The organism is Pseudomonas protegens (genome assembly GCF_003732485.1).
Classification (GTDB): Bacteria; Pseudomonadota; Gammaproteobacteria; order Pseudomonadales; family Pseudomonadaceae; genus Aquipseudomonas; species Aquipseudomonas protegens_B.
The window spans coordinates 40,112-63,141 of record NZ_MOAK01000073.1 but is presented as its reverse complement, the minus strand read 5'-3'; the positions used below and the strand labels follow the sequence as shown (position 1 = coordinate 63,141).

Here is a 23,030-nt window from a genome sequence, read left to right as displayed (position 1 = left end):
ATCTGGCGGGCCCTGCGCCCGCGCCGGAGTTTGCCTACTCTTGAGGGACAGCCTGCCCGTACCGGCCCAACCATGACCCACTTCCTCCTCGCCCTTGTCAGCACCGCCCTGATCAACAACTTCGTGTTGCAGTGGCCGCTGGGCGTCGATCCGCTGCTGCAGGCCCCAACCGATTGCACTCGGCAGCGGGTCCACGCGCTGGGTCTGGCAACCACGGTCCTGATGCTGGTCAGCTGCGTGCTCGGCCATATCCTTTATCGTGGCGCGCTGCTGCCTTGGGGACTGGAATCCTTGCAGTTGTTTCTCTGGCTGCCTCTGAGCGTGCTGCTGATCAAGCCAGTGTTGCAGCTGCTGTCCCGGGCATTGCCCAGTGTTCCATTCGACGGCCTATGGCCCTTGCTGCTGGGCAATGCCGGCGCGCTCGGCCTGCTGCTGATCGCCACTGGGGAAAACCTCGGGTTCGCGACCCTCAGCGCCATGAGCCTGGGGGCTGGACTGGGCTTCTGGCTGGTACTGAGCCTGTTCAGCGATCTGCGCCAGCGTATCTCCAACAACGATATTCCCCTGCCCTGGCGCGGCCTGCCGATCGACCTGATCAGCGCCGGCCTGCTGGCAGTGGCGTTTTTCGGCTTCAGCGGACTGATCAAAACATGAGTCTGATTCAACGCATCGACGCCCTCCTGCCCCAGACCCAGTGCGGCAAATGCGGCCATCCCGGATGCAAACCCTACGCCCAGGGCATTGCCAACGGCGAGGCCATCAACAAGTGCCCACCCGGAGGTGAGGAAACCATTGCCGGCCTGGCGCAACTGTTGCGGCTACCGGTGCTGAAGCTCGATCGCAGCCGCGGTGAGGCTCCGGCCCAGATCGCCTATATTCGCGAGGCCGAATGCATCGGTTGCACCAAGTGCATCCAGGCCTGTCCGGTGGACGCCATCGTCGGCGCGGCCAAATGGATGCACACCGTGCTTGTGGACGAATGCACCGGCTGCGACCTGTGCGTGGCGCCTTGTCCGGTGGACTGCATCGACATGCTGCCGCTACCCGAGGCCAAGGTGGTGCCGATCGTCGGCGGCCTGGCCACCAGCCCCGAGCAACTGCAAGCCCGCAGCAGCAAGCGCGAGCAGGCGCGACGACGCTTCGAACAACGCAACGAACGCTTGCAACAAGAAGACGCCCGGCGCCTGGCCGAACGCCAGGCCCGCGCACAACGAGCCGCGCAAGCCACTGACGACAGCCAGAACCCGGTGCAGGCCGCCATCGAGCGGGTTCGTGCGCAGAAAGCCGCTGCAGCCGATGCGGCACTGAAAAAAGCCAAGATCGAGCTGGCCATGAGCCGGGCCCAGTTGCACAAGTCCCTCAAGGCTTTCGGCCATCCACCGACCTTCGAGCAGCAAATGCAATTGATCGTCCTGCAGCGTCAGTTCGAAAGCGCCGAGCAGGCCTTGGCCCAGCTGGAATCCCAGGCGCCACCTGCTCCGACGCCAGTGCCCAAGGATGCCGAGCTCAAGCGAGCGAAGATCCAGTTGGCGACGCGCCGTGCCGAACTGAAGAAAGCCCAGGCGGCCGAAGCGTCCAGTGCCGAACTGGAAGCCCTGAGCGCAGCGCTGGCGGCGGCCGAACAGGCCCTGCACGCTGCCGAGGATGCCTGTGCCAAACCGGCGCCAGTACTGACGCGCATCGAAAAACGCCCGATCGATCCACAACTGCGGCAACTGAAAACCGAGCTGGCCTATGCCCGCGCCGATCTGAACAAACTGCTGCGCCAGCCCGACATCGGAGCCGACCAACTGGCCCAGGCACAGACCCGCTTGCACGAGGCCGAGCGCCAGGTGAAGGCCCATGCTGATTGCTGACGGCGTCGACCAACGCCTGCGCCAGGCCATGCAGCGAGTGCTGCTGGCCACGTTGCCGGGACTGTTGGTGCTGCTGTGGCTGTACGGATGGGGCGTGCTGCTCAATCTGCTGCTGACCGTCAGCGGCGCCCTGGCCGCGGAAGCCCTGGTCCTGTACCTCAGACGACGCCCGCTGCCGCCCAACCTCGGTGACGGCAGCGCCTTGGTCAGCGCCACGCTGCTGGCCCTGGCCTTGCCACCTTATTGCCCCTGGTGGCTGCCGCTGGGCGCCGCTGCCGCGGCCATTCTCCTGGGCAAGCAGCTGTACGGCGGTGTCGGCCAGAACCCGTTCAATCCGGCCATGCTCGGCTACGCCCTGGTCTTGCTGTGCTTTCCCCAAGCGATGACCCATTGGCCTGCGCCCCACACCATGGACCTGCTCGGCGGCCTGCAACAGGTGTTCGGTGTCGCGGACGGCCTGCACCCGGATGCCTGGGTCCAAGCCACGGCGTTGGACAGCCTGCGGATCAACAAGAGCCTGACCGTCGACGAACTCTTTGCCGGCAACCCCGCCTTCGGTCACTTCGGCGGCCGAGGTGCCGAATGGATCAGCCTGGGGTTTCTGGCCGGGGGCCTGTTCCTGCTGCAGCAACGGGTTATCGGTTGGCAGGCGCCCGTGGGCATGCTGGGCAGCCTCTTTGTCATCAGCCTGCTGTGCTGGAACGGCTCGGGCTCCGACTCTCATGGCTCGCCGCTGTTTCACCTGCTTAGCGGCGCCAGCATGCTGGGCGCATTCTTTATCGTCACCGAACCGGTGTCCGGCCCCAAGGCAGCGAAAGCCAGGCTGCTGTTCGGCGCCGGCGTCGGCTTGCTGACCTACCTGATCCGCACCTGGGGCGGCTACCCCGACGGCGTTGCCTTCGCCGTACTGCTGATGAACCTGGCGGTGCCGGGGCTGGAGCGCCTGTGCTCCTCGGAACAGGAGAAGGCTTGAGCATGAAGAGAACTCGCGGTCTGTTCCTGCTGGTGCTGCTCGGCGTTCTCGGCATGGGCACCACCCTGTGGCTGCAATACGCTGGCGCACCGCGCATCGCCGCCGAGCAACGGGCATTGCAGGCCCGCAAGTTACTCGACCTGCTGCCCGCGGCAAGTTACGACAATCAGCCACTGGACCAGCCACTGCCCTTGAGTGATGTGCAACTGGACAACAGCCGCCTGCTGGATGGCTACCTGGCCACCCGCGCGGGTCAGCCCAGTGCTGTGCTGTTGCGCAGTCGAGTGAACGGTTACGCCGGCCCCATCGAGCTGCTGATCGCCATCGACAGCCATGGCCGCCTGCTGGGCAGCAAGACGCTCAAGCAGGATGAGACCCCAGGCCTGGGAGGCCGCATCGCCGAACAGCCCAACGCCTGGCTGCAGGGGTTTTCCGGTAAATCCCGCACGACCCCGGACGATGCTGCCTGGGCCCTGAAAAAGGACAATGGCCAGTTCGATCAGATCGCCGGCGCCACCATCACCTCCCGCGCGGTGATCAGCGCCCTGCACGATGCCCTGCGCTACTTCGATGAGCATCGCCAGCCACTGCTTCAGGGAGCTGCCCATGAGTAAGCCACTGTCATTGCCGGGCCTGCTGATGCTGACACCGTTGATCGGAGCCACGGACTCCTGGGTCAAGGCCCTGGGCCTGGCGCTGGCATCCCTTGTCGTGATCGGGGCCTTTGGGGCCGGCATGGGCTTGCTGCGGCCACACTTGCAAAGCCGCCAGCGGTGGCTGGCCAGCCTGTTGCTCGGCGCTGCCCTCGGCAGTTGGCTGTGGCTGGCGGTGCAAGCCTGGAGTTATGAGCTGTACCAGCAGTTGGGCCTGTACCTGGGCCTGCTGCCCCTGCAATGCGTGATATTGGAGCAGGCGGGCTTCTTCCAGCACCGCGACCGGCTGCGCCTGGCTGCCGGTTTCTGTGGCGCGCTGGTGCTGGTGGGCGCGCTGCGCGAATTGCTGGGCACCGGGGCCCTGGGCAGCCATCTGGGCTGGCTCGCCGGCCTGCCCGGTGATAGCGCCGGCTGGGTGTTGCTGCCCCAAGGCGGACTGCGCCTGCTGACTCTGGCCCCCGGGGGTTTTATCCTGCTTGGCCTGCTGCTGGCGGCAAAGCGGGCCTGGACCGCCTCTTCGTCCTTCAACCGACCGCCTTCGAGGAAATGAACCACCCATGAATGCCGCCAAACGCCTGGAAATATTTCGCCGACTTCACGAAGACAATCCCGAACCAAGAACCGAACTGGCCTACTCCTCGCCGTTCGAGTTGCTGATCGCGGTCATTCTTTCGGCGCAATCGACCGACGTCGGAGTCAACAAAGCGACCGCCAAACTCTTCCCCGTGGCCAATACACCGGCGGCTATCCATGCCCTGGGGGTCGAGGGACTGTCCGAATACATCAAGACCATCGGCCTGTACAACAGCAAGGCCAAGAACGTCATCGAGACCTGCCGCCTGCTGGTGGAACGCCACAACAGCGAAGTGCCACAGACCCGGGAAGAACTGGAAGCCTTGCCAGGCGTCGGCCGCAAAACCGCCAACGTGGTCCTCAACACCGCCTTCCGGCAATTGACCATGGCCGTGGACACCCACATCTTCCGGGTCAGCAACCGCACCGGGCTGGCCCCGGGCAAGAATGTGGTGGAAGTAGAAAAAAAGCTGATGAAGTTTGTGCCCAAGGAGTTTCTGCTGGACTCCCATCACTGGCTGATCCTGCACGGGCGCTACGTCTGCCTGGCCCGCAAGCCACGTTGCGGCAGCTGTCGAATCGAAGACCTGTGTGAATACAAGCAAAAGACTTCTGACGATTGAGGAAGTATTGATTTTGCTGATGAGTCGATTGAAAAAATCTTTTTTACCCGCCAGGAGAATATCGATATAAGGAGCGCCAATGGCAGTCTTAGCCTGGAGTTGACCTTATGAGCACTGGCAAAGAACAACTGGACGTAGAAGAAGACTTCATCGCAACAGAGACAGACGATGCTGAACCGGTGGTCGAGGTGGCGAAAACCAATCTGAGCAAACGCAGAACCATCGACAATCTTCTGGAAGAACGACGCCTGCAGAAACAACTGGCCGATTACGACTTTGACCTCTAGTCACAAAAGAGCCTCCAGACGGAGGTTTTTTTGTGCCTATCTCGCCCCGAAACTCGACCGGTCAGCCGCTCGGCATGACCGGCCCACTCCGAACTAGCAGGTTGCTCCATTCAAGGTTGTCGCGTCAGTAACCAACACTCATACCAACTGATGACGCTGGGCAAACTCGATCAGATCAACCAATGAACGAGCATTGAGCTTGGCCAACAACCGCCGCTTGTAAGTGCTGACGGTCTTGTTGCTTAGACACAAGCCCTCAGCGATTTCCTTATTACTCATGCCATTGGTGAGCTGTTTCAATACGATCAACTCACGCCCCGAAAGAAGTTCGATCATTTCTTCCTCGCTGCTGATGCCCTGACTGGAACGAAAGGTGTGCAACGCCTCGTTGGGAAAGTAGCTGTAACCCGCCAGCACCGCGCGCACCGCGCTGATCAGTTCGGTAATGTCCTGCTGCTTGCACACATAACCGGCGGCACCGGCCTGCATGCAACGCATGGAAAAGGGTCCAGGAACTTGCAGAGTCAACACTAGAATCTTGGTCGACATGCCTTTGGACATCAGACGGGTTATAACTTCAAGTCCGTCAAGTTGTGGAATGCCAATATCCAGAATCAAAATATCGGGAACATATTCAAGAGCCAACTTCAAAGCGTCCGTGCCATTATCTGCTTCTGCTACTACTTCAAATCCATGACGTTCCATCAACATGCGCACAGCCAGGCGGATAACAGGATGATCATCCACGATCAATACTCTTTTCATAGGTCCATCCAAGTCCTGAGAGTTTTTTAGAGCCCGCACAATACCCCAGAGAATTGACTCTGACACCGTGCTACCCGGGGCTACCCCCCTACGAGGACGATCCTTACAAACAATACCGATTTGCCTTACAAAATAATTTAGATAAAGGTCACTTAACTGGAAAAGCGCTTAGGATTAATCGCCAGACTTGCTACTTTTCGTACTAAAAACCACATCATCAAGCATCACTTTCTTCGCTAGTGATCAACAAACGGCAATCAATAGAGCCGCTTCGTTCAATCAACTGGTCTATTCAGCCTCCGGCCGAAAGCGCTATTAATCAGGGGCAAAAAAAAGCCCCGCTTATCGCGGGGCTTTTTTAACAACTCAAGGTATCAGACCAGGGTCCGTCCCTTGTTGGCAGCGATGCGCATGCGCAAGGCGTTGAGCTTGATAAAGCCAGCGGCGTCCGCCTGGTTGTAAGCACCGCCGTCTTCTTCGAAGGTGGCGATGTTGGCGTCGAACAGCGACTCATCGGACTTGCGACCGGTAACGATCACGTTGCCCTTGTACAGCTTCAGGCGCACTACACCATTCACGTGGGCTTGGGAGGCGTCGATCATCTGTTGCAGCATCAGACGCTCCGGGCTCCACCAATAGCCGGTGTAGATCAGGCTGGCGTACTTGGGCATCAGCTCGTCTTTGAGGTGGGCCACTTCACGGTCCAGGGTGATGGACTCGATGGCGCGGTGAGCGCGCAGCATGATGGTGCCGCCAGGTGTCTCGTAGCAGCCACGGGACTTCATGCCCACGTAACGGTTCTCGACGATGTCCAGACGACCGATACCGTGTTCACCACCGATGCGGTTCAGGGTCGCCAGCACGGTAGCCGGAGTCATTTCCACGCCGTCGATGGCGACGATGTCGCCATTGCGGTAGGTCAGCTCCAGGTATTGCGGGGTGTCAGGAGCCTTCTCCGGGGAGACGGTCCAGCGCCACATGTCTTCTTCGTGCTCGGTCCAGGTGTCTTCCAGCACGCCGCCTTCATAGGAGATGTGCAGCAGGTTGGCGTCCATCGAGTACGGCGACTTCTTCTTGCCGTGACGCTCGATCGGGATACCGTGCTTCTCGGCGTAGTCCATCAACTTCTCGCGGGACAGCAGGTCCCACTCACGCCAAGGGGCGATCACTTTGACCCCTGGCTTGAGGGCATAGGCACCCAGCTCGAAACGTACCTGATCGTTGCCCTTGCCGGTGGCACCATGGGAAATGGCATCGGCGCCAGTCTCGTTGGCGATCTCGATCAAACGCTTGGCGATCAACGGACGAGCGATGGAAGTACCCAGCAGGTACTCGCCTTCGTAGACGGTGTTGGCGCGGAACATCGGGAAAACGAAATCACGCACGAACTCTTCGCGCAGATCGTCGATGTAGATCTCTTTGACGCCCATGGCTTGCGCCTTGGCGCGGGCCGGCTCGACCTCTTCGCCTTGGCCCAGGTCAGCAGTGAAAGTCACTACTTCACAGTTGTAAGTATCCTGCAGCCACTTGAGGATCACCGAAGTGTCCAGGCCGCCCGAATACGCCAGAACGACCTTGTTTACGTCCGCCATGCCATCACTCCACGGGGTTGTACGGAAAGCCGTCGAGTCTACCGATCCACGAGGATAATTTACAGAGGCGCGACAGCTTATGACGACCAAGCGACAGATTATGTCGAGCGCGCGACGACGACAGCCGGATCAGGAAGTCGCCGCGGCGCTGGAACCGGAGGCAGCCTGAGGCGCCGGAGCCGGTTTTTCGGTGGGGGCGACCCGCTCCAGATGCACATTGACCCGGCGGTTCTTCGCTCGGTTGGCAGCATTGGTGTTGGGAGCCAGGGGATAACGCTCGCCATGGAAGCGCACAACAATCTGGCTTTCCGCCAAACCGTTGGCCTTGAAGAACTCCATCACCGCCAAGGCCCGGCGGCGGGACAGATCGCGATTGGTCAAGCGGTTGCCGCTGTTGTCAGAGTGGCCATCCAGTTCGACGTGATTGACCGTCGGATCGGCCTTGATGAAATCCACCATCACCTGCAATTTTGCCTTGGCTCGAGCATCGAGTTCGATACCACCGCCCGGGAAACCGATCTCGCCCTGTTTCACCTGTTCGTAGTTCATCGGCAGCAGTTTGGTCATGCAGCTTTGATAGTCGCTGTAGGCCTTGCTGAACTTCACTGGTAGCAGGCGCACCTCGGAAACCCCGCCCTCGCGGGAAAAATGCCGGACCACCGGACTGCGTCCCTCCAGCAAGCCGATGATCAGGCGACCGGCCTGCATCTGGCTGCTGTTGTACAGCACCCCATCCGTGCCGGCCTTGACCGCTCCGAGGTTGATGTCGCCACGCCCCGGCTGCCAGGGGGCCGCGGCTGCAAGCAGCGTCGCCGAGCCACCCGCCTGCATCGGGTTGAAACTCTTGAGGCGAAAGATCGCCTGCTCGCCGGCGCGGCGAACGAATTCGCCGGAACCGAAATCGGTGACGGGCTGGATCAGGCGGCACTCGAATTTGTCGCCTTCGACCGTCCACTCAATGCTCTCCAGACGGGTCTGGAAAGTGAGAGCCATCGCGGGCAGGCTGGCAAACACACTGAGCAAGGCTAGATAACGCTGGCGCACGGGAGGCTCCACTGACGTGTACAACAGAAAAATCGACAGGCGCTAATACGCCATACCTTCGGGATATCGGTTGCTCGTCGCAAAACTTGATAGCGAGTGCCTGGAAGAGTCTTTTCCGGTAGCATTCCCCCGAGTTTTACCCGCCTGGAACCTCCAATGTCCGACCGCCTGACCCTGCTGCGTCCCGACGACTGGCATATTCATCTTCGCGATGGTGCCGTGTTGCCCAATACAGTCGCAGATGTCGCGCGCACCTTTGGCCGCGCCATCATCATGCCCAACCTGGTACCTCCGGTGCGCAACGCCGCGGAAGCCGACGCCTATCGCCAGCGTATTCTAGCTGCGCGCCCGGCCGGCAGCCGCTTCGAGCCGCTGATGGTGCTCTACCTGACCGACCGCACCCAGCCGGACGAGATCCGCGCGGCCAAGGCCAGCGGTTTCGTGCACGCCGCCAAACTGTACCCGGCCGGTGCGACCACCAACTCGGACTCGGGCGTGACCAGCATCGACAAGATATTCCCGGTGCTCGAAGCGATGGCCGAAGTTGGCCTGCCGCTGCTGATCCACGGTGAAGTGACCCGCGGCGACGTCGACGTCTTCGACCGCGAAAAGATCTTCATCGACGAGCATATGCGTCGCGTGGTCGAGCGTTTCCCCAGCCTGAAAGTGGTGTTCGAACACATCACCACCGGTGAGGCCGTGCAGTTCGTCAAGGAGGCTTCGGCCAACGTTGGCGCAACCATCACCGCACACCACCTGCTGTACAACCGCAACCACATGCTGGTGGGCGGTATTCGCCCGCACTTCTATTGCCTGCCGATTCTCAAGCGCAACACCCATCAGGAAGCGCTGCTGGATGCGGCCACCAGTGGCAGCGAGAAGTTCTTCCTCGGCACTGACTCGGCGCCTCACGCCCAGCACGCCAAGGAAGCCGCTTGTGGTTGCGCAGGCTGCTATAGCGCCTATGCCGCCATCGAGCTGTATGCCGAAGCGTTCGAACAGCGCAATGCCCTGGATAAACTGGAAGCCTTTGCCAGCCTCAACGGCCCGCGCTTCTACGGCTTGCCGGCCAACACCGATCGCATCACCCTGGTTCGTGAAGAATGGACCGCCCCCGCCAGCCTGCCGTTCGGTGAGCTGACTGTCATTCCGCTGCGCGCCGGTGAAAAACTGCGCTGGCGCCTGCTGGAGGATCACTCGTGAGTGACGACCATTTCGACGACGAACAAGAAGGTAACGGCGGCGGCCCTCGGCACCCGATGGCAGCGCGCTTTCGCGGTTACCTGCCGGTAGTCGTCGACGTTGAAACCGGCGGCTTCAACTCGGCCACCGACGCCCTGCTGGAAATTGCCGCAACCACGATCGGCATGGACGAAAAAGGCTTCGTGTTCCCGGAGCACACCTATTTCTTCCGAGTCGAGCCTTTTGAAGGCGCGAACATCGAAGCTGCTGCCCTGGAGTTTACCGGGATCAAGCTCGACCACCCGCTGCGCATGGCTGTCAGCGAGGAAACGGCCCTGACCGATATTTTCCGTGGGGTGCGCAAGGCGCTGAAGGCCAATGGCTGCAAACGCGCCATCCTGGTGGGCCACAACAGCAGTTTCGACCTGGGCTTCCTCAACGCCGCTGTGGCGCGCCTGGATATGAAGCGCAATCCGTTCCACCCGTTCTCCAGCTTCGACACCGCCACCCTGGCTGGCCTGGCTTATGGGCAGACCGTTTTGGCCAAAGCCTGTCAGAGTGCGGATATCGACTTCGACGGTCGCGAGGCTCACTCGGCCCGCTACGACACCGAGAAGACTGCCGAGCTGTTCTGCGGCATCGTCAACCGCTGGAAGCAAATGGGCGGCTGGCAGGATTTCGACGACTGATTCATTCTTCGTCGGGTGGATTGCCTGCATAAAAAAACCGGCCCTGAGGCCGGTTTTTTTATGCGTGACGCCAGGCTTACAGCTTGCCAGCGTTCTCGCTCAGGTAAGCGGCAACACCTTCTGGCGAAGCGGTCATGCCTTTGTCGCCTTTTTTCCAGTTGGCAGGGCAGACTTCGCCGTGCTCTTCGTGGAATTGCAGAGCATCGACCAGACGGATCAGCTCTTCCATGTTACGGCCCAGTGGCAGGTCGTTGACGATCTGCGAACGGACAACGCCTTTGTCGTCGATCAGGAACGCGCCACGGAAAGCCACGCCGCCTTCGGACTCAACGTCGTAGGCCTTGGCGATATCGTGCTTCATGTCAGCAGCCATGATGTATTGAACCTGACCGATGCCGCCGGCATTGATCGGGGTGTTGCGCCAGGCGTTGTGAGTGAAGTGCGAGTCGATCGAAACAGCGATCACTTCCACGTTACGTGCCTTGAAGTCAGCCATGCGGTGGTCCAGGGCGATCAGCTCGGACGGGCAAACGAAGGTGAAATCCAGTGGGTAGAAGAACACCAGGCCGTATTTGCCTTTGATGGCCGAGGACAGGGTGAAGCTGTCGACGATTTCGCCATTGCCGAGAACGGCCGGTACGGTGAAGTCAGGGGCTTGTTTGCCTACGAGTACGCTCATTGGATATCTCCTGGTGTGGACGTAGTAATAGAAGAAGGGGATTGGCCTTGAGTCTGCCACGCGGATGCGACAGCTCCGTGACCTGACCCCGCTTCGCAAGGACCGACCATCATACACCGCGTTTTTGAGCTGTCCTTAACGGTTTTTCGTCACCCTGGCTCATAAAGCGGAAAATGCGAATCATCTGTCACTATCGCGAACAAAACCGTTCGTCACTCTGGAAGGAAACTGCAACAAAGGCAGCCGAAACCACTTTGACAATCATTCTCGTTAACATTAAGATCCATCGCAATTGAGCCCTAACCAGCGACGGTTCTCATCCTATGTATGTCTGCCTCTGCACCGGTGTCACCGACGGACAAATTCGCGAAGCCATCTATGAAGGTTGCTGCAGCTACCGCGAAGTGCGTCAGGCGACCGGCGTCGCCAGCCAATGCGGTAAATGCGCATGCCTGGCCAAGCAAGTGGTCCGCGAGACACTGACCGAACTGCAGAGTAGCCAGGCGGCAATTCCCTATCCCGTGGAATTTAATGTCGCTTGAATTTTCGAATAAATCGCACTGTTTTAAACAACCGGACCTAGCGTCCGGTTTTTTTATGCCTGTAATTCAATCGCTTAGGGTCAAAACGCGGAACACAAACATTCTTATTCCGATTAATTTTCATATATTATTCAATAACTTAGGTTTGACAGTAATGTTTGCGCGGCTCAGACTCTGCCCTTATTCCACTAATTAAAGGGCAGGACCCCATCATGAAAGGCGACATTACAGTCATCCAGCATCTCAATAAAATCCTTGCCAATGAACTGGTCGCGATCAATCAGTACTTCCTGCATGCACGCATGTATGAAGATTGGGGCCTGAACAAGCTGGGCAAGCACGAGTACCACGAGTCCATCGACGAGATGAAGCATGCGGACAAGCTGATCAAGCGCATCCTCTTCCTCGAAGGCCTGCCGAACGTTCAGGACCTGGGCAAGCTGCATATTGGCGAACACACCAAGGAAATGCTCGAGTGCGACCTGCGTATCGAACGCACCGGCCATGCGGACCTCAAGGCAGCCATCGCCCATTGTGAATCGGTGAGCGACTTTGGCAGCCGCGAACTGCTGGAAGATATTCTTGAATCCGAAGAAGAACATATCGACTGGCTGGAAACCCAGTTGGGCCTGATCGATAAAGTCGGTATCGAGAACTATCTGCAATCGCAAATGGGTGACGAGTAACTTAACTCGTAATACTCAAGCCATAAAAAAGCCCCGCCCTCGAAAGAGAGGCGGGGCTTTTTATTAAGCGGATATATTCGCGTCAGGCTTCAGTCTTGGCCGCGGCTTTTTCGGCTGCGTCCTTGATCAGAGTCTGCAACTCACCGTTGGCAAACATCTCAGCCATGATATCGCTACCGCCGACCAGCTCACCCGCCACCCACAGCTGTGGGAAGGTTGGCCAGTTGGCGTACTTGGGCAGGTTGGCGCGAATTTCCGGGTTCTGCAGGATGTCCACATAAGCGAACTTCTCACCACAGCCCATTACGGCCTGAGCGGCTTTCGCGGAGAAGCCACACTGAGGGGCATTCGGCGAGCCTTTCATGTAAAGCAGAATGGTGTTGTTGGCAATCTGCTCTTTAATAGTTTCGATGATATCCATGGAACACCTCGGCTGAACTTTCCGACGCTGTTGTCGGCACGGTGGCGCATTGTAACGGAATCCTGAGCGCCCTGCTCGGCCTCTCCGACAGACATCTCAGGCGGCTTCCACCTTGACCGGCACTCCGTTCAAAGCCGCATTCCCGGACAACGCGTCGAGCTGACGCTCATCGGTCAGGTCATTGGCGCTGCAACCGGGCTGCTCCATGGCAATGTTCATCTGCACCCCTGGCCGCCCATGCCCCCAGCCATGGGGCAAGCTCACCACCCCAGGCATCATTTCACTGCTGGCCAGCACCTCTACCTCCACCGCACCGACCCGAGAGCTGATTCGCACCCACTGACCGTCATTCAGCCCGCGGCTAGCCAGGTCGTCCGGATGCATCAGCAACTGGTGACGGGGCTTGCCCTTCACCAGGCGGTGATAGTTGTGCATCCACGAGTTGTTGCTGCGCACATGGCGACGGCCAATCAGCAGCAACTCATCCAACGGCGGCACACTCAAGGCGGCAAACCGCGCCAGATCCGCCATGATCGCTGCTGGTGCCGCCTGGATCCGTCGATTCTCGGTTTTCAAGCGTGCCGCCAGATTCGGCTGCAGCGCCCCCAGATCAATACCATGAGGATGCTGCTCCAGCGTTGCCAAGGACAGTTTGAGCGGCGAGGCGTCGCCGTAGGCACCGGCTCGCAACCCCATGTCGATCATCTGCGCAGGGGGGATGGTCGGTTTCAGCGGCTGTTCGGTTCTCGCGGCAAACGCCTTGGCCAGGCCGACAAAGATCTCCCAGTCATGCAGCGCGCCCGCAGGCTTGGGCAGGATCGCCCGGTTGAAGCGACTGATGTTGCGCACCGCGAACAAATTGAAGGTGGTGTCGTAGTGATCATTCTCCAGGGCCGAGGTGGACGGCAGGATCAGGTCGGCATAACGGGTCGTTTCATTGATGTACAAGTCGATGCTGAGCATGAACTCCAACCCGTCCAGGGCCTGCTCCAACTGCCGACCATTGGGCGTGGACAAAACCGGGTTGCCCGCCACGGTGATCAATGCCCGAACCTGCCCTTCGCCCTCGGTGAGCATCTCTTCGGCCAGGGCTGACACAGGCAGCTCGCCGCCATACTCCGGAAGCCCGGAGACCCGACTCTGCCAAACGTTGAAATGACCGCCCGAAGTCGCCGCCACCAGATCCACTGCCGGCTCGGTACACAGGGCCCCGCCTACCCGGTCAAGGTTGCCGGTGACCAGGTTGAGCAGTTGCAGCAACCAATGGCACAACGTACCGAAGGCTTGGGTCGAAACCCCCATGCGCCCATAGCAGACCGCTCGGTCCGCCGAGGCGAACTCCCGGGCCAACTGCCGGATCTGCTGCGCCGGAATCGCACACAGCGGGCTCATGGCTTCTGCGGTGAAGCGGGAAATCGCCTGGCGCACCTCTGCCAATCCATCGACCTGCAGATGACTGCCGCGAATCGGCCCTTCCTCAAAAATCGTGTTCAACAGACCAAACAGCAAAGCCACATCGCCTCCAGGACGAACGAACAGGTGCTGATCGGCCATGGCCGCCGTTTCACTGCGCCGAGGATCGACCACCACCACCTTGCCACCACGAGCCTGGATTGCCTTCAAGCGCTTTTCCACGTCCGGCACCGTCATGATGCTGCCGTTGGACGCCAAGGGATTGCCGCCGAGGATCAGCATGAAGTCGGTGTGATCGATGTCCGGAATCGGCAGCAGCAGACCGTGGCCATACATCAGGTAGCTGGTCAGGTGCTGGGGCAACTGGTCGACCGACGTCGCCGAGAAGCGGTTACGGGTCTTGAGCTGGCCAAGAAAGTAGTTGCTGTGGGTCATCAGCCCGTAGTTGTGAACGCTGGGGTTGCCCTGATAGGTCGCCACTGCGTTATTGCCATGGCGCTGCTGGATGCTCGCCAGCCTTTCGGCTACCAGGGCGAAGGCCTCGTCCCACTCGATCGACTGCCATTCATTGCCCACGCGCCGCACCGGCTGACGCAGGCGATCGGGGTCATTCTGAATATCCTGCAGGGCCACGGCCTTGGGGCAGATGTGGCCGCGGCTGAAGCTGTCCTGAGCATCCCCCTTGATCGAGGTAATGCGCGGTCCGCGGCCCTCTTCCTCGGTGATTTCCAGGGTCAGGCCGCAGATCGCTTCGCACAGGTGGCAGGCACGGTGATGGAGAGTCTTGGTCATGGCCAGTCTCTATTGTTTGAAGGCGACCCGTAGGGGCCGCAGGAAGCAAAAACTATGGCGGCTGACCTCTGCCGACACCAGCGACGTTCGTCCCATGAATTCAGGGCCATCAGCCCCAGCCATGATCTGTGCTGTCAGTTCGGTGGCAAGCGCGGCGGGCCATCCATTGAGACTTGCGCCGTGGAGTCTATGGGCCCCTGCTCGGCATAGCCTCCCGACAGCTCGGCCAGCAATCGCCAATGCTCATCCAGACCGGCGCTGAGGGTCATCATTCGATCGACCATCTTGCGTGCGGCAGCACGGGTCACGGGATCCTCACTGCGCAGCAATTCGAAAGAAAACGCAGTCATTGAGGCCGTCATGTCAGTGAGCGCCCGGGCCGTGAGCCCCAACAGCGTCATCAGTTGTTGCTCCTTGGACTCCATCGCACACCTGTCCCTGCCGCAGATTCGCCTTTATAACCTCAGCACTTTGCATTAGGAAATGTTTCAGGTTGGCGACCCTCAAAATGCCCAGGACAGCGATCTCGGCCCACAGGTCAGAAAACGACTGCAAGCGTACAGCCGGCGCCCCACTGGATTGCCAAGGCGCGTCGGGGCAGTGTACAAATGCCCGGCTGCTGTCTGGAAACTGGTCTCAAAAGCGTCAGCGCAATCGCGTCCTGACCTCTCATGCCCATAATCGCCGTAGCACTATTGGTAAGACGCGACATTTAATTATAAGATCGCGCCTTCCCCTATTTCGTCGCCCCGTGCGGCTTTCGCCGCAGGTCCAGCCCGTTGTTCGATTAAACAAGGCTTTGAGAATCTGCGGTCCGTTGCAAAAAGGTAGTTAATGATGAGCGCAAGGCACTTTCTCTCCCTGATGGATTGCACGCCCGAAGAGCTGGTCAGTGTGATTCGTCGAGGCATCGAGCTGAAGGACCTGCGTAACCGCGGCGTACTCTTCGAGCCCTTGAAAAATCGTGTGCTCGGCATGATTTTCGAGAAGTCGTCGACCCGTACCCGACTGTCTTTCGAAGCCGGCATGATCCAACTGGGCGGCCAGGCCATCTTCCTTTCGCCACGGGATACCCAACTGGGACGCGGCGAGCCCATCGGCGACTGCGCCATCGTCATGTCGCGCATGCTCGACGCGGTGATGATCCGCACCTTTGCCCATAGCACCCTGACCGAATTTGCGGCCAATTCCCGGGTACCGGTGATCAACGGCCTGTCCGATGACCTGCACCCCTGCCAGCTGTTGGCGGACATGCAGACCTTCCTTGAACATCGCGGCTCGATCCAGGGCAAGACCGTGGCCTGGATCGGCGATGGCAACAACATGTGCAACAGCTATATAGAAGCGGCCATGCAGTTCGATTTCCAACTGCGCATCGCTTGCCCTGAGGGCTACGAGCCGAACCCGGAATTTGTCGCCCTGGCCGGCGATCGCGTGACCATCGTCCGCGATCCTCGCGAAGCGGTGACAGGCGCCCACCTGGTGAGCACCGACGTCTGGACCTCCATGGGTCAGGAAGAGGAAACCGCCAAGCGCCTCAAGCTGTTCGCACCATTCCAGGTGAACCGCGCCCTGCTCGACCTGGCAGCGCCGGACGTATTGTTCATGCATTGCCTGCCCGCCCACCGTGGCGAGGAAATCAGCCTCGACCTGCTGGATGACCCACGCTCGGTAGCCTGGGACCAGGCGGAAAACCGTCTCCATGCACAAAAGGCCCTGCTCGAGTTTCTCGTCGAGCCGGCGTACCACCACGCATGAGCCAGCCATTACTGCTGAACCTGCGCAATCTGGCATGCGGCTATCAGGACCAACGAGTGGTGCAAAACCTCAATCTGCACCTCAATGCCGGTGATATCGGTTGCCTGCTGGGCTCATCCGGCTGCGGCAAGACCACCACCCTGCGGGCCATTGCCGGATTCGAGCCCGTACACGAGGGCGAGATCCAGTTGGCCGGAGAAACCATCTCCAGTGCCGGCTTCACCCTGGCGCCGGAGAAACGTCGGATCGGCATGGTGTTCCAGGACTACGCCCTGTTCCCACATCTGTGTGTGGCGGACAACATTGCCTTCGGCATCCGCAAGCACCCGCAGAAAGACCGGGTGGTCGCTGAATTGCTGGAACTGGTCAACCTGAAGAACCTCGGTCAGCGCTTCCCCCACGAGCTGTCTGGCGGCCAACAGCAGCGAGTAGCCCTGGCCCGTGCCCTGGCGCCGGAACCACAACTGCTGTTGCTGGACGAACCCTTCTCCAACCTCGATGGTGAACTGCGCCGCAAGCTCAGCCATGAAGTGCGCGACATCCTCAAGGCTCGGGGTACCAGTGCAATCCTGGTCACCCACGACCAGGAAGAAGCCTTTGCCGTGAGCGATCAGGTCGGGGTGTTCAAGGAAGGTCGCCTGGAACAGTGGGATACGCCCTACAACCTCTATCACGAACCGCAGACGCCCTTTGTCGCCAGCTTCATTGGCCAGGGCTACTTCATTCGTGGCCAGTTGAGCAGCCCGGAATCGGTGCAGACCGAACTGGGTGTGCTGCAGGGCAACCGGGCCTACACCTGGCCGGCAGGTGGGGCGGTGGACGTACTGCTGCGCCCCGACGATATCGTCTATGCACCGGACAGCGCCCTGAAAGCACGGATCGTCGGCAAGACCTTCCTCGGCGCCTCGACCCTGTATCGCCTGCAACTGCCAACCGGCAGCCAGCTGGAATCGATCTTCCCCAGCCATGCCGACCATCAAGTGGGAGCGGATGTGGGCATTCGGGTCGCTGCAGAACACTTGGTGCTGTTCCAGGCCTCGGGCAGCACCGCGGCGCAGATTCCGCACAGCGATTCAGGAGTGCGCCGCTACAGCAGCGCGCATTGAGCCGCCTTCGCCGACAAGCCAGCTCCTACAACAGCGCACTGCAGGAGCCGGCTTGCCGGCGAAACACCCGGCACCGTCATTCCAGATGCAACTGCCCGCTGGCAATCAGTCGAGCATGGCCACCGATCTTCACCCGCTCTCCCTCTAACCGACAGAACAACGCTCCACCTCGCGCCGAACACTGATAAGCGCTCAACTGCTGCTTATCCAATTGCCGTACCCAGTAAGGCGTCAGGCAGCAATGGGTCGAACCGGTCACCGGGTCCTCATCGATGCCAATGGCCGGGGCAAAATACCGCGAAACAAAGTCATGCCGGTCCCCACGCGCAGTGACGATCACTCCAGGCCAGGGCAATTTCGCCAGTTCCGCCATATCCGGCCGGCAATCACGCACCGCCTGCTCCGACTCCAGCACCGCCAACAGCTCATTGGCGCTCTGCAACTCGACGACTCGGGCGCCCAGTATCCGCGCCACCTCCTCCAGCCCTGCCTGGCTGCGGGGGCTGCGCAAAGGGAAATCAAGCCATAGCAGCCCGTCTTCACGGGTGACACTCAAGGGCCCGGAACGGCTCTGAAAATCGATGCGCTGCGTCCGCTCGCCATAGACCTCGAACAACACAAAGGCACTGGCCAGGGTGGCGTGCCCGCACAGGGGCACTTCGGTGGTCGGAGTAAACCAGCGAATTCGCCAGCCTTGCGCCTCACGCACCACAAAAGCGGTTTCCGCCAGGTTGTGCTCGGCAGCGATCCGCTGCATCAGCGCATCGTCAAGCCACGCATCAAGCCGGTAAACCATGGCTGGATTGCCGGCGAAGGGTCGGTCACTGAAGGCATCGATCTGCTGGAACTCAAGCGGCATCACCGTTCTCCTTGGATAGTCGGCCGCAAGCATGAGTCCCGGAACAAGGAACCCGACAGACACAGAAGGGAAGATTTTCCGCCATACAGCAGCGGCCCGAGCCGCTGCCGACGCCTGGGTTCAAGGACGACCGATGTCGGCGAACTTCGCCTGGGTGTGCTCGGCCAACACGGCTGCAGCCAACTCCACTTCCAGGCCACGGCGACCGGCACTGACGAAAATACTGGCCAACGGCTGGGCACTGTTGTCGATAAAGGTCCGCAGTCGTTTCTTCTGCCCCAGCGGACTGATGCCTCCCAGCAGATAACCGGTGGCACGCTGGGCCGCGGCCGGGTCGGCCATTTCGGCTTTCTTGACCCCAGCCGCCTGGGCCAGGGCCTTCAAGTCAAGACTTCCGACGACCGGCACCACCGCCACCAGCAATTCGCCCTTTTCACTGCAGGCCAGCAAGGTCTTGAACACTTGCGCCGGATCGAGATTGAGCTTCTCTGCCGCCTCCAGGCCGTAGGACGCAGCCTTGGGGTCATGTTCGTAACTGTGGATGCGATGTTCGGCGCGAACTTTTTTCAGCAGGTCCAGTGCAGGGGTCATGGCAGCTCCAAGGGGGGACGGAAAGGTAAAACCAAGCGGGCGAATTTTAGGTCATTCATCAGCAAAAGGCTCTATTCCAGGCCTTGATAACCGCCTCTCGTAGCTGCCAGCGCAGCAGCCTCTGTCACCCCCGAGACTGCTACCCAGGATCATTCATTTGATTGATATCTATAAAATGACCACTCGTTCACTTTCGACCTTTGACAGCGGTGTTTCTTGTCTATATTTTTTCGTTTCTGAATATCCTGCGGTAGATCCAACGTTGCACCCAGTAGCAAGACGAGGCCGGAATGGGGATTCCGTCTTCGTTGGAAGTCGCGCTCCATGCCTTTTGCAGCAGCGCCAGACAACAACAAAAATCGAGGTTCACAATGACAACTGCTCTGCAACAACCGTCGCTATCGGGCCAATGCATGGCCGAGTTCCTGGGTACTGCACTATTGATCTTCTTCGGAACCGGTTGTGTCGCCGCGCTCAAGGTCGCGGGTGCCAGCTTCGGCCTGTGGGAAATCAGCATCATCTGGGGGATCGGCGTGAGCATGGCGATCTACCTGACCGCCGGGGTCTCCGGCGCTCACCTGAATCCGGCTGTTAGCATCGCCCTGTGCCTGTTCGCCGACTTTGAAAAACGCAAACTGCCGTTCTACATCCTGGCCCAGGTCGCCGGCGCCTTCTGCGCGGCGCTGTTGGTTTACACGCTGTACAGCAATCTATTCTTCGATTTCGAACAAGCCCACCAGATGATCCGTGGCTCCCAGGCCAGCCTGGAACTGGCCTCGGTGTTCTCCACCTTCCCCAACCCGGCGCTGTCCACTGCCCAGGCGTTCCTGGTGGAAGTGGTGATCACCGCGATTCTCATGGGGGTGATCATGTCCCTGACCGATGACAACAACGGCCTGCCTCGCGGCCCGATGGCGCCGCTGCTGATCGGCCTGCTGATTGCCGTGATCGGCAGCGCAATGGGTCCGCTGACCGGCTTCGCCATGAACCCGGCACGGGACTTCGGCCCTAAACTGATGACGTTCGTGACTGGCTGGGGTGAAATCTCCTTCACCGGCGGCCGTGACATTCCGTATTTCCTGGTACCGATCTTTGCCCCGATCCTGGGTGCCTGCCTCGGTGCTGCGGCCTATCGCGGGCTGATTGCCCGGCATCTGCCCAGCGCTGTCGCTGCCTCCGAGGCCGAACCGGCCGTAGATGGCAAAGTCAAAGTTTCTTGAATCTCGCGGCGCGTGATCCTGCCCACATCGATCACGCGCCTGTTTCCACTCCCTTATTTCGTCCAAGGCAATCGACATGACCGACATTCAGAATAAGAACTACATCATTGCCCTTGATCAGGGTACGACCAGCTCCCGGGCGATCATTTTCGACCGCGATGCCAACGTGGTCTGCACTGCCCAGCGTGAATTCGCCCAGCATTACCCACAGGCCGGCTGGGTCGAACATGACCCAATGGAAATCTTTGCCACCCAGAGCGCGGTGATGGTGGAGGCCCTGGCACAGGCCGGCCTGCATCACGATCAGGTGGCCGCCATCGGCATCACCAACCAGCGTGAAACCACCGTCGTCTGGGACAAGAACACCGGCCGCCCGATCTACAACGCCATTGTCTGGCAGTGCCGCCGTAGCACCGAGATCTGCCAGCAACTCAAGCGCGACGGCCTGGAAGACTACATCCGCGAAACCACCGGCCTGGTCACCGACCCCTACTTCTCCGGCACCAAGCTCAAATGGATCCTCGACAACGTCGAAGGCAGCCGCGAACGCGCCCGCAACGGCGAGTTGCTGTTCGGCACCATCGACAGCTGGTTGATCTGGAAATTCACCGGTGGCAAGACCCACGTCACCGACTACACCAACGCCTCGCGCACCATGCTCTTCAACATCCACACCCTGGAGTGGGACGCGAAGATGCTGGAAGTGCTGGACATCCCGCGGGAAATGCTCCCAGAAGTGAAGTCCTCGTCGGAAATCTATGGCCGCACCAAAAGTGGCATCGCCATCGGCGGCATCGCCGGCGACCAGCAGGCCGCGCTGTTCGGCCAGATGTGCGTAGAGCCGGGCCAGGCCAAGAACACCTACGGCACCGGCTGCTTCCTGCTGATGAACACCGGCGACAAGGCGGTGAAATCCCAGCACGGCATGCTCACCACCATCGCCTGCGGCCCCCGCGGTGAAGTGGCCTATGCCCTGGAAGGCGCAGTATTCAACGGCGGCTCCACTGTGCAGTGGCTGCGTGATGAGCTGAAAATCATCAACGACGCCCATGACACTGAATACTTCGCCGGCAAGGTCAAGGACAGCAACGGTGTGTACCTGGTACCGGCCTTCACCGGCCTGGGTGCTCCCTACTGGGACCCTTATGCCCGTGGCGCACTGTTTGGCCTGACCCGTGGCGTGCGCGTGGACCACATCATCCGCGCCGCCCTGGAATCCATTGCCTATCAGACCCGCGACGTGCTCGACGCCATGCAGCAGGATTCCGGCGAACGCCTGAAAGCCCTGCGGGTGGACGGCGGCGCAGTAGCCAACAACTTCCTCATGCAATTCCAGGCGGACATTCTCGGTACTCAGGTTGAACGCCCGCAAATGCGCGAAACCACAGCCCTGGGCGCGGCCTACCTGGCAGGCCTGGCCTGCGGTTTCTGGGGTAGCCTGGAAGAACTGCGGGGCAAGGCCGTGATCGAGCGCGAGTTCGAACCGCAACTGGCTGAAGCGGAAAAAGAAGGCCTGTACGCGGGCTGGAAGAAGGCCGTCAGCCGCACCCGCGACTGGGAACCCCACGACGAGGCCAAATAAGCCAAGCCGTGGATTGGTAACTGCTTGTAACTGGTAGGGAGGGGATTCCTGCGGCATCATGGGCAAATTTTGCACGGCAGCCCAAAGGAAGCCCCATGAATCTGCCTCCCCGTCAGCAACAAATCCTCGATCTGGTCCGCGAACGCGGTTACGTCAGCATCGAGGAATTGGCCCAGCTGTTCGTTGTGACTCCGCAAACCATCCGCCGCGATATCAATCAGCTGGCGGAAGCCAATCTGCTGCGCCGCTATCACGGTGGCGCAGCCTATGATTCCAGCGTCGAAAACACCGCCTACGCCATGCGTGCCGACCAGATGCGCGACGAAAAGCAACGCATCGGCGAAGCCGTTGCCGCGCAGATCCCCGATCACGCCTCGCTGTTCATCAATATCGGCACCACTACCGAATCCATCGCCCGCGCCCTGCTCAACCACAGCCACCTGAAGATCATCACCAACAACCTGCACGTGGCCTCGATGCTCAGCGCCAAGGATGATTTCGATGTGCTGCTCACTGGCGGCAATGTCCGCCGTGACGGCGGCGTGGTCGGCCAGGCCAGCGTCGACTTCATCAACCAGTTCAAGGTCGACTTCGCCCTGGTGGGCATCAGCGGCATCGACGAGGACGGCAGCCTGCTGGACTTCGACTATCAGGAAGTGCGGGTATCCCAGGCGATCATCGCCAACGCCCGGCAAGTGATCCTCGCCGCCGACTCCAGCAAGTTCGGGCGCAACGCCATGATCCGCCTCGGTCCCATCAGCCTGATCGATTGCCTGGTCACCGACCAGCAACCGGTACCGGCCCTGAGTCAACTGCTCAACCAACACAAGATCCGCCTCGAAGTGGTCTGACCCGTCTACCCTGCGGATCCGGCCGCGCTCGAACGACGAGCCTCGACGCTTCATCGCTTTCGAAATCGCCGCGGCCGATCCCCGCCCTACAGCCCAAAGCAACAGCAGCGGCTACAGTTACTCCTCGATAATGTTCGAAAACTTTCCTTTAGCCCTGCTTCGATCAGTTTTTTCAATCGAAGCGCGCTGGATGCGCCGATCTTTATGCGCTAGTATTTTCGAAAATGAACATTAATGTTCGAATTCAAATATCAAAGTAACACGAGGCCTGTCGATGCCCACTTCTACCTTGC

The 23,030-nt window shown here is 60.0% G+C and carries 25 protein-coding genes; 16 read left to right on the top strand and 9 right to left on the bottom strand.

Features of this window, described 5'->3' with window-relative positions:
- Positions 1-72 precede the first annotated feature (72 nt).
- From BLX41_RS18530 to BLX41_RS18500, 7 genes are all read left to right on the top strand, one after another.
- The gene (locus tag BLX41_RS18530; RefSeq protein WP_123726059.1) at positions 73-654 is read left to right on the top strand and encodes an Rnf-Nqr domain containing protein; all 582 of its coding nucleotides are present in this window, start codon (positions 73-75) and stop codon (positions 652-654) included.
- Positions 651-1,856, top strand: a complete 1,206-nt coding sequence (rsxB, locus tag BLX41_RS18525) for an electron transport complex subunit RsxB (RefSeq protein WP_123726058.1) — start codon at positions 651-653, stop codon at positions 1,854-1,856. The genes BLX41_RS18530 and rsxB overlap by 4 nt, the downstream gene beginning before the upstream one ends.
- Positions 1,843-2,829, top strand: coding sequence for an RnfABCDGE type electron transport complex subunit D (locus tag BLX41_RS18520; RefSeq protein WP_123726057.1), 987 nt, complete (start codon positions 1,843-1,845; stop codon positions 2,827-2,829). Before rsxB ends, BLX41_RS18520 begins: the two co-directional genes overlap by 14 nt.
- Positions 2,830-2,831: 2 nt before the next feature.
- Positions 2,832-3,443 (top strand): RnfABCDGE type electron transport complex subunit G, encoded by a 612-nt coding sequence (locus BLX41_RS18515; RefSeq protein WP_123726056.1) that lies wholly within the window; start codon positions 2,832-2,834, stop codon positions 3,441-3,443.
- Positions 3,436-4,032, top strand: a complete 597-nt coding sequence (locus BLX41_RS18510; RefSeq protein WP_123726055.1) for an Rnf-Nqr domain containing protein — start codon at positions 3,436-3,438, stop codon at positions 4,030-4,032. Before BLX41_RS18515 ends, BLX41_RS18510 begins: the two co-directional genes overlap by 8 nt.
- 7 nt (positions 4,033-4,039) lie before the next feature.
- Complete coding sequence (gene nth, locus BLX41_RS18505) at positions 4,040-4,678, top strand: endonuclease III (RefSeq protein WP_123726054.1); 639 nt, start codon at positions 4,040-4,042, stop codon at positions 4,676-4,678.
- Between the two features lie 107 nt (positions 4,679-4,785).
- Complete coding sequence (locus BLX41_RS18500; protein WP_123726053.1) at positions 4,786-4,965, top strand: PA3496 family putative envelope integrity protein; 180 nt, start codon at positions 4,786-4,788, stop codon at positions 4,963-4,965.
- 138 nt (positions 4,966-5,103) lie between these two features.
- Here BLX41_RS18500 and BLX41_RS18495 read toward each other — a convergent pair whose 3' ends face one another.
- The 3 genes from BLX41_RS18495 to BLX41_RS18485 all read right to left on the bottom strand — a co-directional run bounded on the left by BLX41_RS18495 (position 5,104) and on the right by BLX41_RS18485 (position 8,366).
- The gene (locus BLX41_RS18495) at positions 5,104-5,730 is read right to left on the bottom strand and encodes a response regulator transcription factor (protein ID WP_123726052.1); all 627 of its coding nucleotides are present in this window, start codon (positions 5,728-5,730) and stop codon (positions 5,104-5,106) included.
- Positions 5,731-6,104: 374 nt separating this feature from the next.
- Positions 6,105-7,322: an argininosuccinate synthase gene (locus BLX41_RS18490; protein WP_102880745.1), complete on the bottom strand. Its 1,218-nt coding sequence runs from the start codon at positions 7,320-7,322 to the stop codon at positions 6,105-6,107.
- 129 nt (positions 7,323-7,451) lie between these two features.
- Positions 7,452-8,366, bottom strand: a complete 915-nt coding sequence (locus BLX41_RS18485; RefSeq protein WP_123726051.1) for a flagellar protein MotY — start codon at positions 8,364-8,366, stop codon at positions 7,452-7,454.
- A gap of 156 nt (positions 8,367-8,522) precedes the next feature.
- Here BLX41_RS18485 and pyrC point away from each other — a divergent pair, with 156 nt between their 5' ends.
- Both pyrC and rnt read left to right on the top strand, forming a co-directional pair.
- A complete protein-coding gene (gene pyrC, locus BLX41_RS18480) occupies positions 8,523-9,569 on the top strand; it encodes a dihydroorotase (protein ID WP_123726050.1) in 1,047 nt (348 codons plus the stop codon).
- A complete protein-coding gene (gene rnt, locus BLX41_RS18475) occupies positions 9,566-10,237 on the top strand; it encodes a ribonuclease T (RefSeq protein WP_102860482.1) in 672 nt (223 codons plus the stop codon). Before pyrC ends, rnt begins: the two co-directional genes overlap by 4 nt.
- Positions 10,238-10,313: 76 nt before the next feature.
- On the opposite strand, the gene BLX41_RS18470 is transcribed toward rnt, so the two are convergent.
- Positions 10,314-10,916: a peroxiredoxin gene (locus BLX41_RS18470; protein WP_007922432.1), complete on the bottom strand. Its 603-nt coding sequence runs from the start codon at positions 10,914-10,916 to the stop codon at positions 10,314-10,316.
- Positions 10,917-11,239: 323 nt separating this feature from the next.
- On the opposite strand from BLX41_RS18470, the gene BLX41_RS18465 reads away from it, so the two are divergent.
- Positions 11,240-11,458, top strand: a complete 219-nt coding sequence (locus tag BLX41_RS18465) for a bacterioferritin-associated ferredoxin (protein WP_011063112.1) — start codon at positions 11,240-11,242, stop codon at positions 11,456-11,458.
- Between the two features lie 212 nt (positions 11,459-11,670).
- Positions 11,671-12,144: a bacterioferritin gene (gene bfr / locus BLX41_RS18460; protein WP_025129649.1), complete on the top strand. Its 474-nt coding sequence runs from the start codon at positions 11,671-11,673 to the stop codon at positions 12,142-12,144.
- Between the two features lie 82 nt (positions 12,145-12,226).
- Here the strand turns inward: bfr and grxD are convergent, their stop codons facing one another.
- The 3 genes from grxD to BLX41_RS18445 all read right to left on the bottom strand — a co-directional run bounded on the left by grxD (position 12,227) and on the right by BLX41_RS18445 (position 15,195).
- Positions 12,227-12,565: a Grx4 family monothiol glutaredoxin gene (gene grxD / locus BLX41_RS18455; protein WP_075121425.1), complete on the bottom strand. Its 339-nt coding sequence runs from the start codon at positions 12,563-12,565 to the stop codon at positions 12,227-12,229.
- Positions 12,566-12,661: 96 nt separating this feature from the next.
- Positions 12,662-14,770, bottom strand: coding sequence for a molybdopterin oxidoreductase family protein (locus tag BLX41_RS18450; RefSeq protein ID WP_123726049.1), 2,109 nt, complete (start codon positions 14,768-14,770; stop codon positions 12,662-12,664).
- A gap of 134 nt (positions 14,771-14,904) precedes the next feature.
- Positions 14,905-15,195, bottom strand: a complete 291-nt coding sequence (locus BLX41_RS18445; RefSeq protein WP_123726048.1) for a hypothetical protein — start codon at positions 15,193-15,195, stop codon at positions 14,905-14,907.
- 412 nt (positions 15,196-15,607) lie between these two features.
- On the opposite strand from BLX41_RS18445, the gene argF reads away from it, so the two are divergent.
- The gene (argF, locus tag BLX41_RS18440; protein ID WP_123394062.1) at positions 15,608-16,528 is read left to right on the top strand and encodes an ornithine carbamoyltransferase; all 921 of its coding nucleotides are present in this window, start codon (positions 15,608-15,610) and stop codon (positions 16,526-16,528) included.
- Complete coding sequence (locus BLX41_RS18435) at positions 16,525-17,634, top strand: ABC transporter ATP-binding protein (protein ID WP_123726047.1); 1,110 nt, start codon at positions 16,525-16,527, stop codon at positions 17,632-17,634. Before argF ends, BLX41_RS18435 begins: the two co-directional genes overlap by 4 nt.
- Before the next feature lie 76 nt (positions 17,635-17,710).
- Here BLX41_RS18435 and BLX41_RS18430 read toward each other — a convergent pair whose 3' ends face one another.
- Together BLX41_RS18430 and ybaK are read right to left on the bottom strand one after the other, a co-directional pair.
- Positions 17,711-18,493 (bottom strand): PhzF family phenazine biosynthesis protein, encoded by a 783-nt coding sequence (locus BLX41_RS18430; protein ID WP_123726046.1) that lies wholly within the window; start codon positions 18,491-18,493, stop codon positions 17,711-17,713.
- 120 nt (positions 18,494-18,613) lie between these two features.
- Positions 18,614-19,084 (bottom strand): Cys-tRNA(Pro) deacylase, encoded by a 471-nt coding sequence (ybaK, locus tag BLX41_RS18425; protein ID WP_123726045.1) that lies wholly within the window; start codon positions 19,082-19,084, stop codon positions 18,614-18,616.
- Between the two features lie 371 nt (positions 19,085-19,455).
- Here ybaK and BLX41_RS18420 point away from each other — a divergent pair, with 371 nt between their 5' ends.
- The 3 genes from BLX41_RS18420 (at position 19,456) to BLX41_RS18410 (ending at position 22,737) form a co-directional block, all read left to right on the top strand.
- A complete protein-coding gene (locus tag BLX41_RS18420; RefSeq protein ID WP_123726044.1) occupies positions 19,456-20,304 on the top strand; it encodes an MIP/aquaporin family protein in 849 nt (282 codons plus the stop codon).
- 76 nt (positions 20,305-20,380) lie between these two features.
- A complete protein-coding gene (gene glpK / locus BLX41_RS18415) occupies positions 20,381-21,886 on the top strand; it encodes a glycerol kinase GlpK (RefSeq protein WP_019093252.1) in 1,506 nt (501 codons plus the stop codon).
- Positions 21,887-21,981: 95 nt separating this feature from the next.
- Positions 21,982-22,737: a DeoR/GlpR family transcriptional regulator gene (locus BLX41_RS18410; RefSeq protein ID WP_092310986.1), complete on the top strand. Its 756-nt coding sequence runs from the start codon at positions 21,982-21,984 to the stop codon at positions 22,735-22,737.
- Positions 22,738-23,030: the final 293 nt, after the last annotated feature.

Bases quoted from the DNA above. Each gene is read 5' to 3' on its own strand.
- BLX41_RS18530 (WP_123726059.1), top strand. From the start codon at position 73: ATGACCCACTTCCTCCTCGCCCTTGTCAGCACCGCCCTGATCAACAAC.
- BLX41_RS18515 (WP_123726056.1), top strand. From the start codon at position 2,832: ATGAAGAGAACTCGCGGTCTGTTCCTGCTGGTGCTGCTCGGCGTTCTC.
- BLX41_RS18495 (WP_123726052.1), bottom strand. From the start codon at position 5,730: ATGAAAAGAGTATTGATCGTGGATGATCATCCTGTTATCCGCCTGGCT.
- glpK (WP_019093252.1), top strand. From the start codon at position 20,381: ATGACCGACATTCAGAATAAGAACTACATCATTGCCCTTGATCAGGGT.
- ybaK (WP_123726045.1), bottom strand. From the start codon at position 19,084: ATGACCCCTGCACTGGACCTGCTGAAAAAAGTTCGCGCCGAACATCGC.
- BLX41_RS18520 (WP_123726057.1), top strand. From the start codon at position 1,843: ATGCTGATTGCTGACGGCGTCGACCAACGCCTGCGCCAGGCCATGCAG.
- BLX41_RS18445 (WP_123726048.1), bottom strand. From the start codon at position 15,195: ATGGAGTCCAAGGAGCAACAACTGATGACGCTGTTGGGGCTCACGGCC.
- BLX41_RS18430 (WP_123726046.1), bottom strand. From the start codon at position 18,493: ATGCCGCTTGAGTTCCAGCAGATCGATGCCTTCAGTGACCGACCCTTC.
- rsxB (WP_123726058.1), top strand. From the start codon at position 651: ATGAGTCTGATTCAACGCATCGACGCCCTCCTGCCCCAGACCCAGTGC.
- BLX41_RS18410 (WP_092310986.1), top strand. From the start codon at position 21,982: ATGAATCTGCCTCCCCGTCAGCAACAAATCCTCGATCTGGTCCGCGAA.
- BLX41_RS18465 (WP_011063112.1), top strand. From the start codon at position 11,240: ATGTATGTCTGCCTCTGCACCGGTGTCACCGACGGACAAATTCGCGAA.
- BLX41_RS18470 (WP_007922432.1), bottom strand. From the start codon at position 10,916: ATGAGCGTACTCGTAGGCAAACAAGCCCCTGACTTCACCGTACCGGCC.
- BLX41_RS18450 (WP_123726049.1), bottom strand. From the start codon at position 14,770: ATGACCAAGACTCTCCATCACCGTGCCTGCCACCTGTGCGAAGCGATC.
- argF (WP_123394062.1), top strand. From the start codon at position 15,608: ATGAGCGCAAGGCACTTTCTCTCCCTGATGGATTGCACGCCCGAAGAG.
- BLX41_RS18490 (WP_102880745.1), bottom strand. From the start codon at position 7,322: ATGGCGGACGTAAACAAGGTCGTTCTGGCGTATTCGGGCGGCCTGGAC.
- BLX41_RS18435 (WP_123726047.1), top strand. From the start codon at position 16,525: ATGAGCCAGCCATTACTGCTGAACCTGCGCAATCTGGCATGCGGCTAT.
- BLX41_RS18420 (WP_123726044.1), top strand. From the start codon at position 19,456: ATGACAACTGCTCTGCAACAACCGTCGCTATCGGGCCAATGCATGGCC.
- bfr (WP_025129649.1), top strand. From the start codon at position 11,671: ATGAAAGGCGACATTACAGTCATCCAGCATCTCAATAAAATCCTTGCC.
- nth (WP_123726054.1), top strand. From the start codon at position 4,040: ATGAATGCCGCCAAACGCCTGGAAATATTTCGCCGACTTCACGAAGAC.
- pyrC (WP_123726050.1), top strand. From the start codon at position 8,523: ATGTCCGACCGCCTGACCCTGCTGCGTCCCGACGACTGGCATATTCAT.
- BLX41_RS18510 (WP_123726055.1), top strand. From the start codon at position 3,436: ATGAGTAAGCCACTGTCATTGCCGGGCCTGCTGATGCTGACACCGTTG.
- grxD (WP_075121425.1), bottom strand. From the start codon at position 12,565: ATGGATATCATCGAAACTATTAAAGAGCAGATTGCCAACAACACCATT.
- BLX41_RS18500 (WP_123726053.1), top strand. From the start codon at position 4,786: ATGAGCACTGGCAAAGAACAACTGGACGTAGAAGAAGACTTCATCGCA.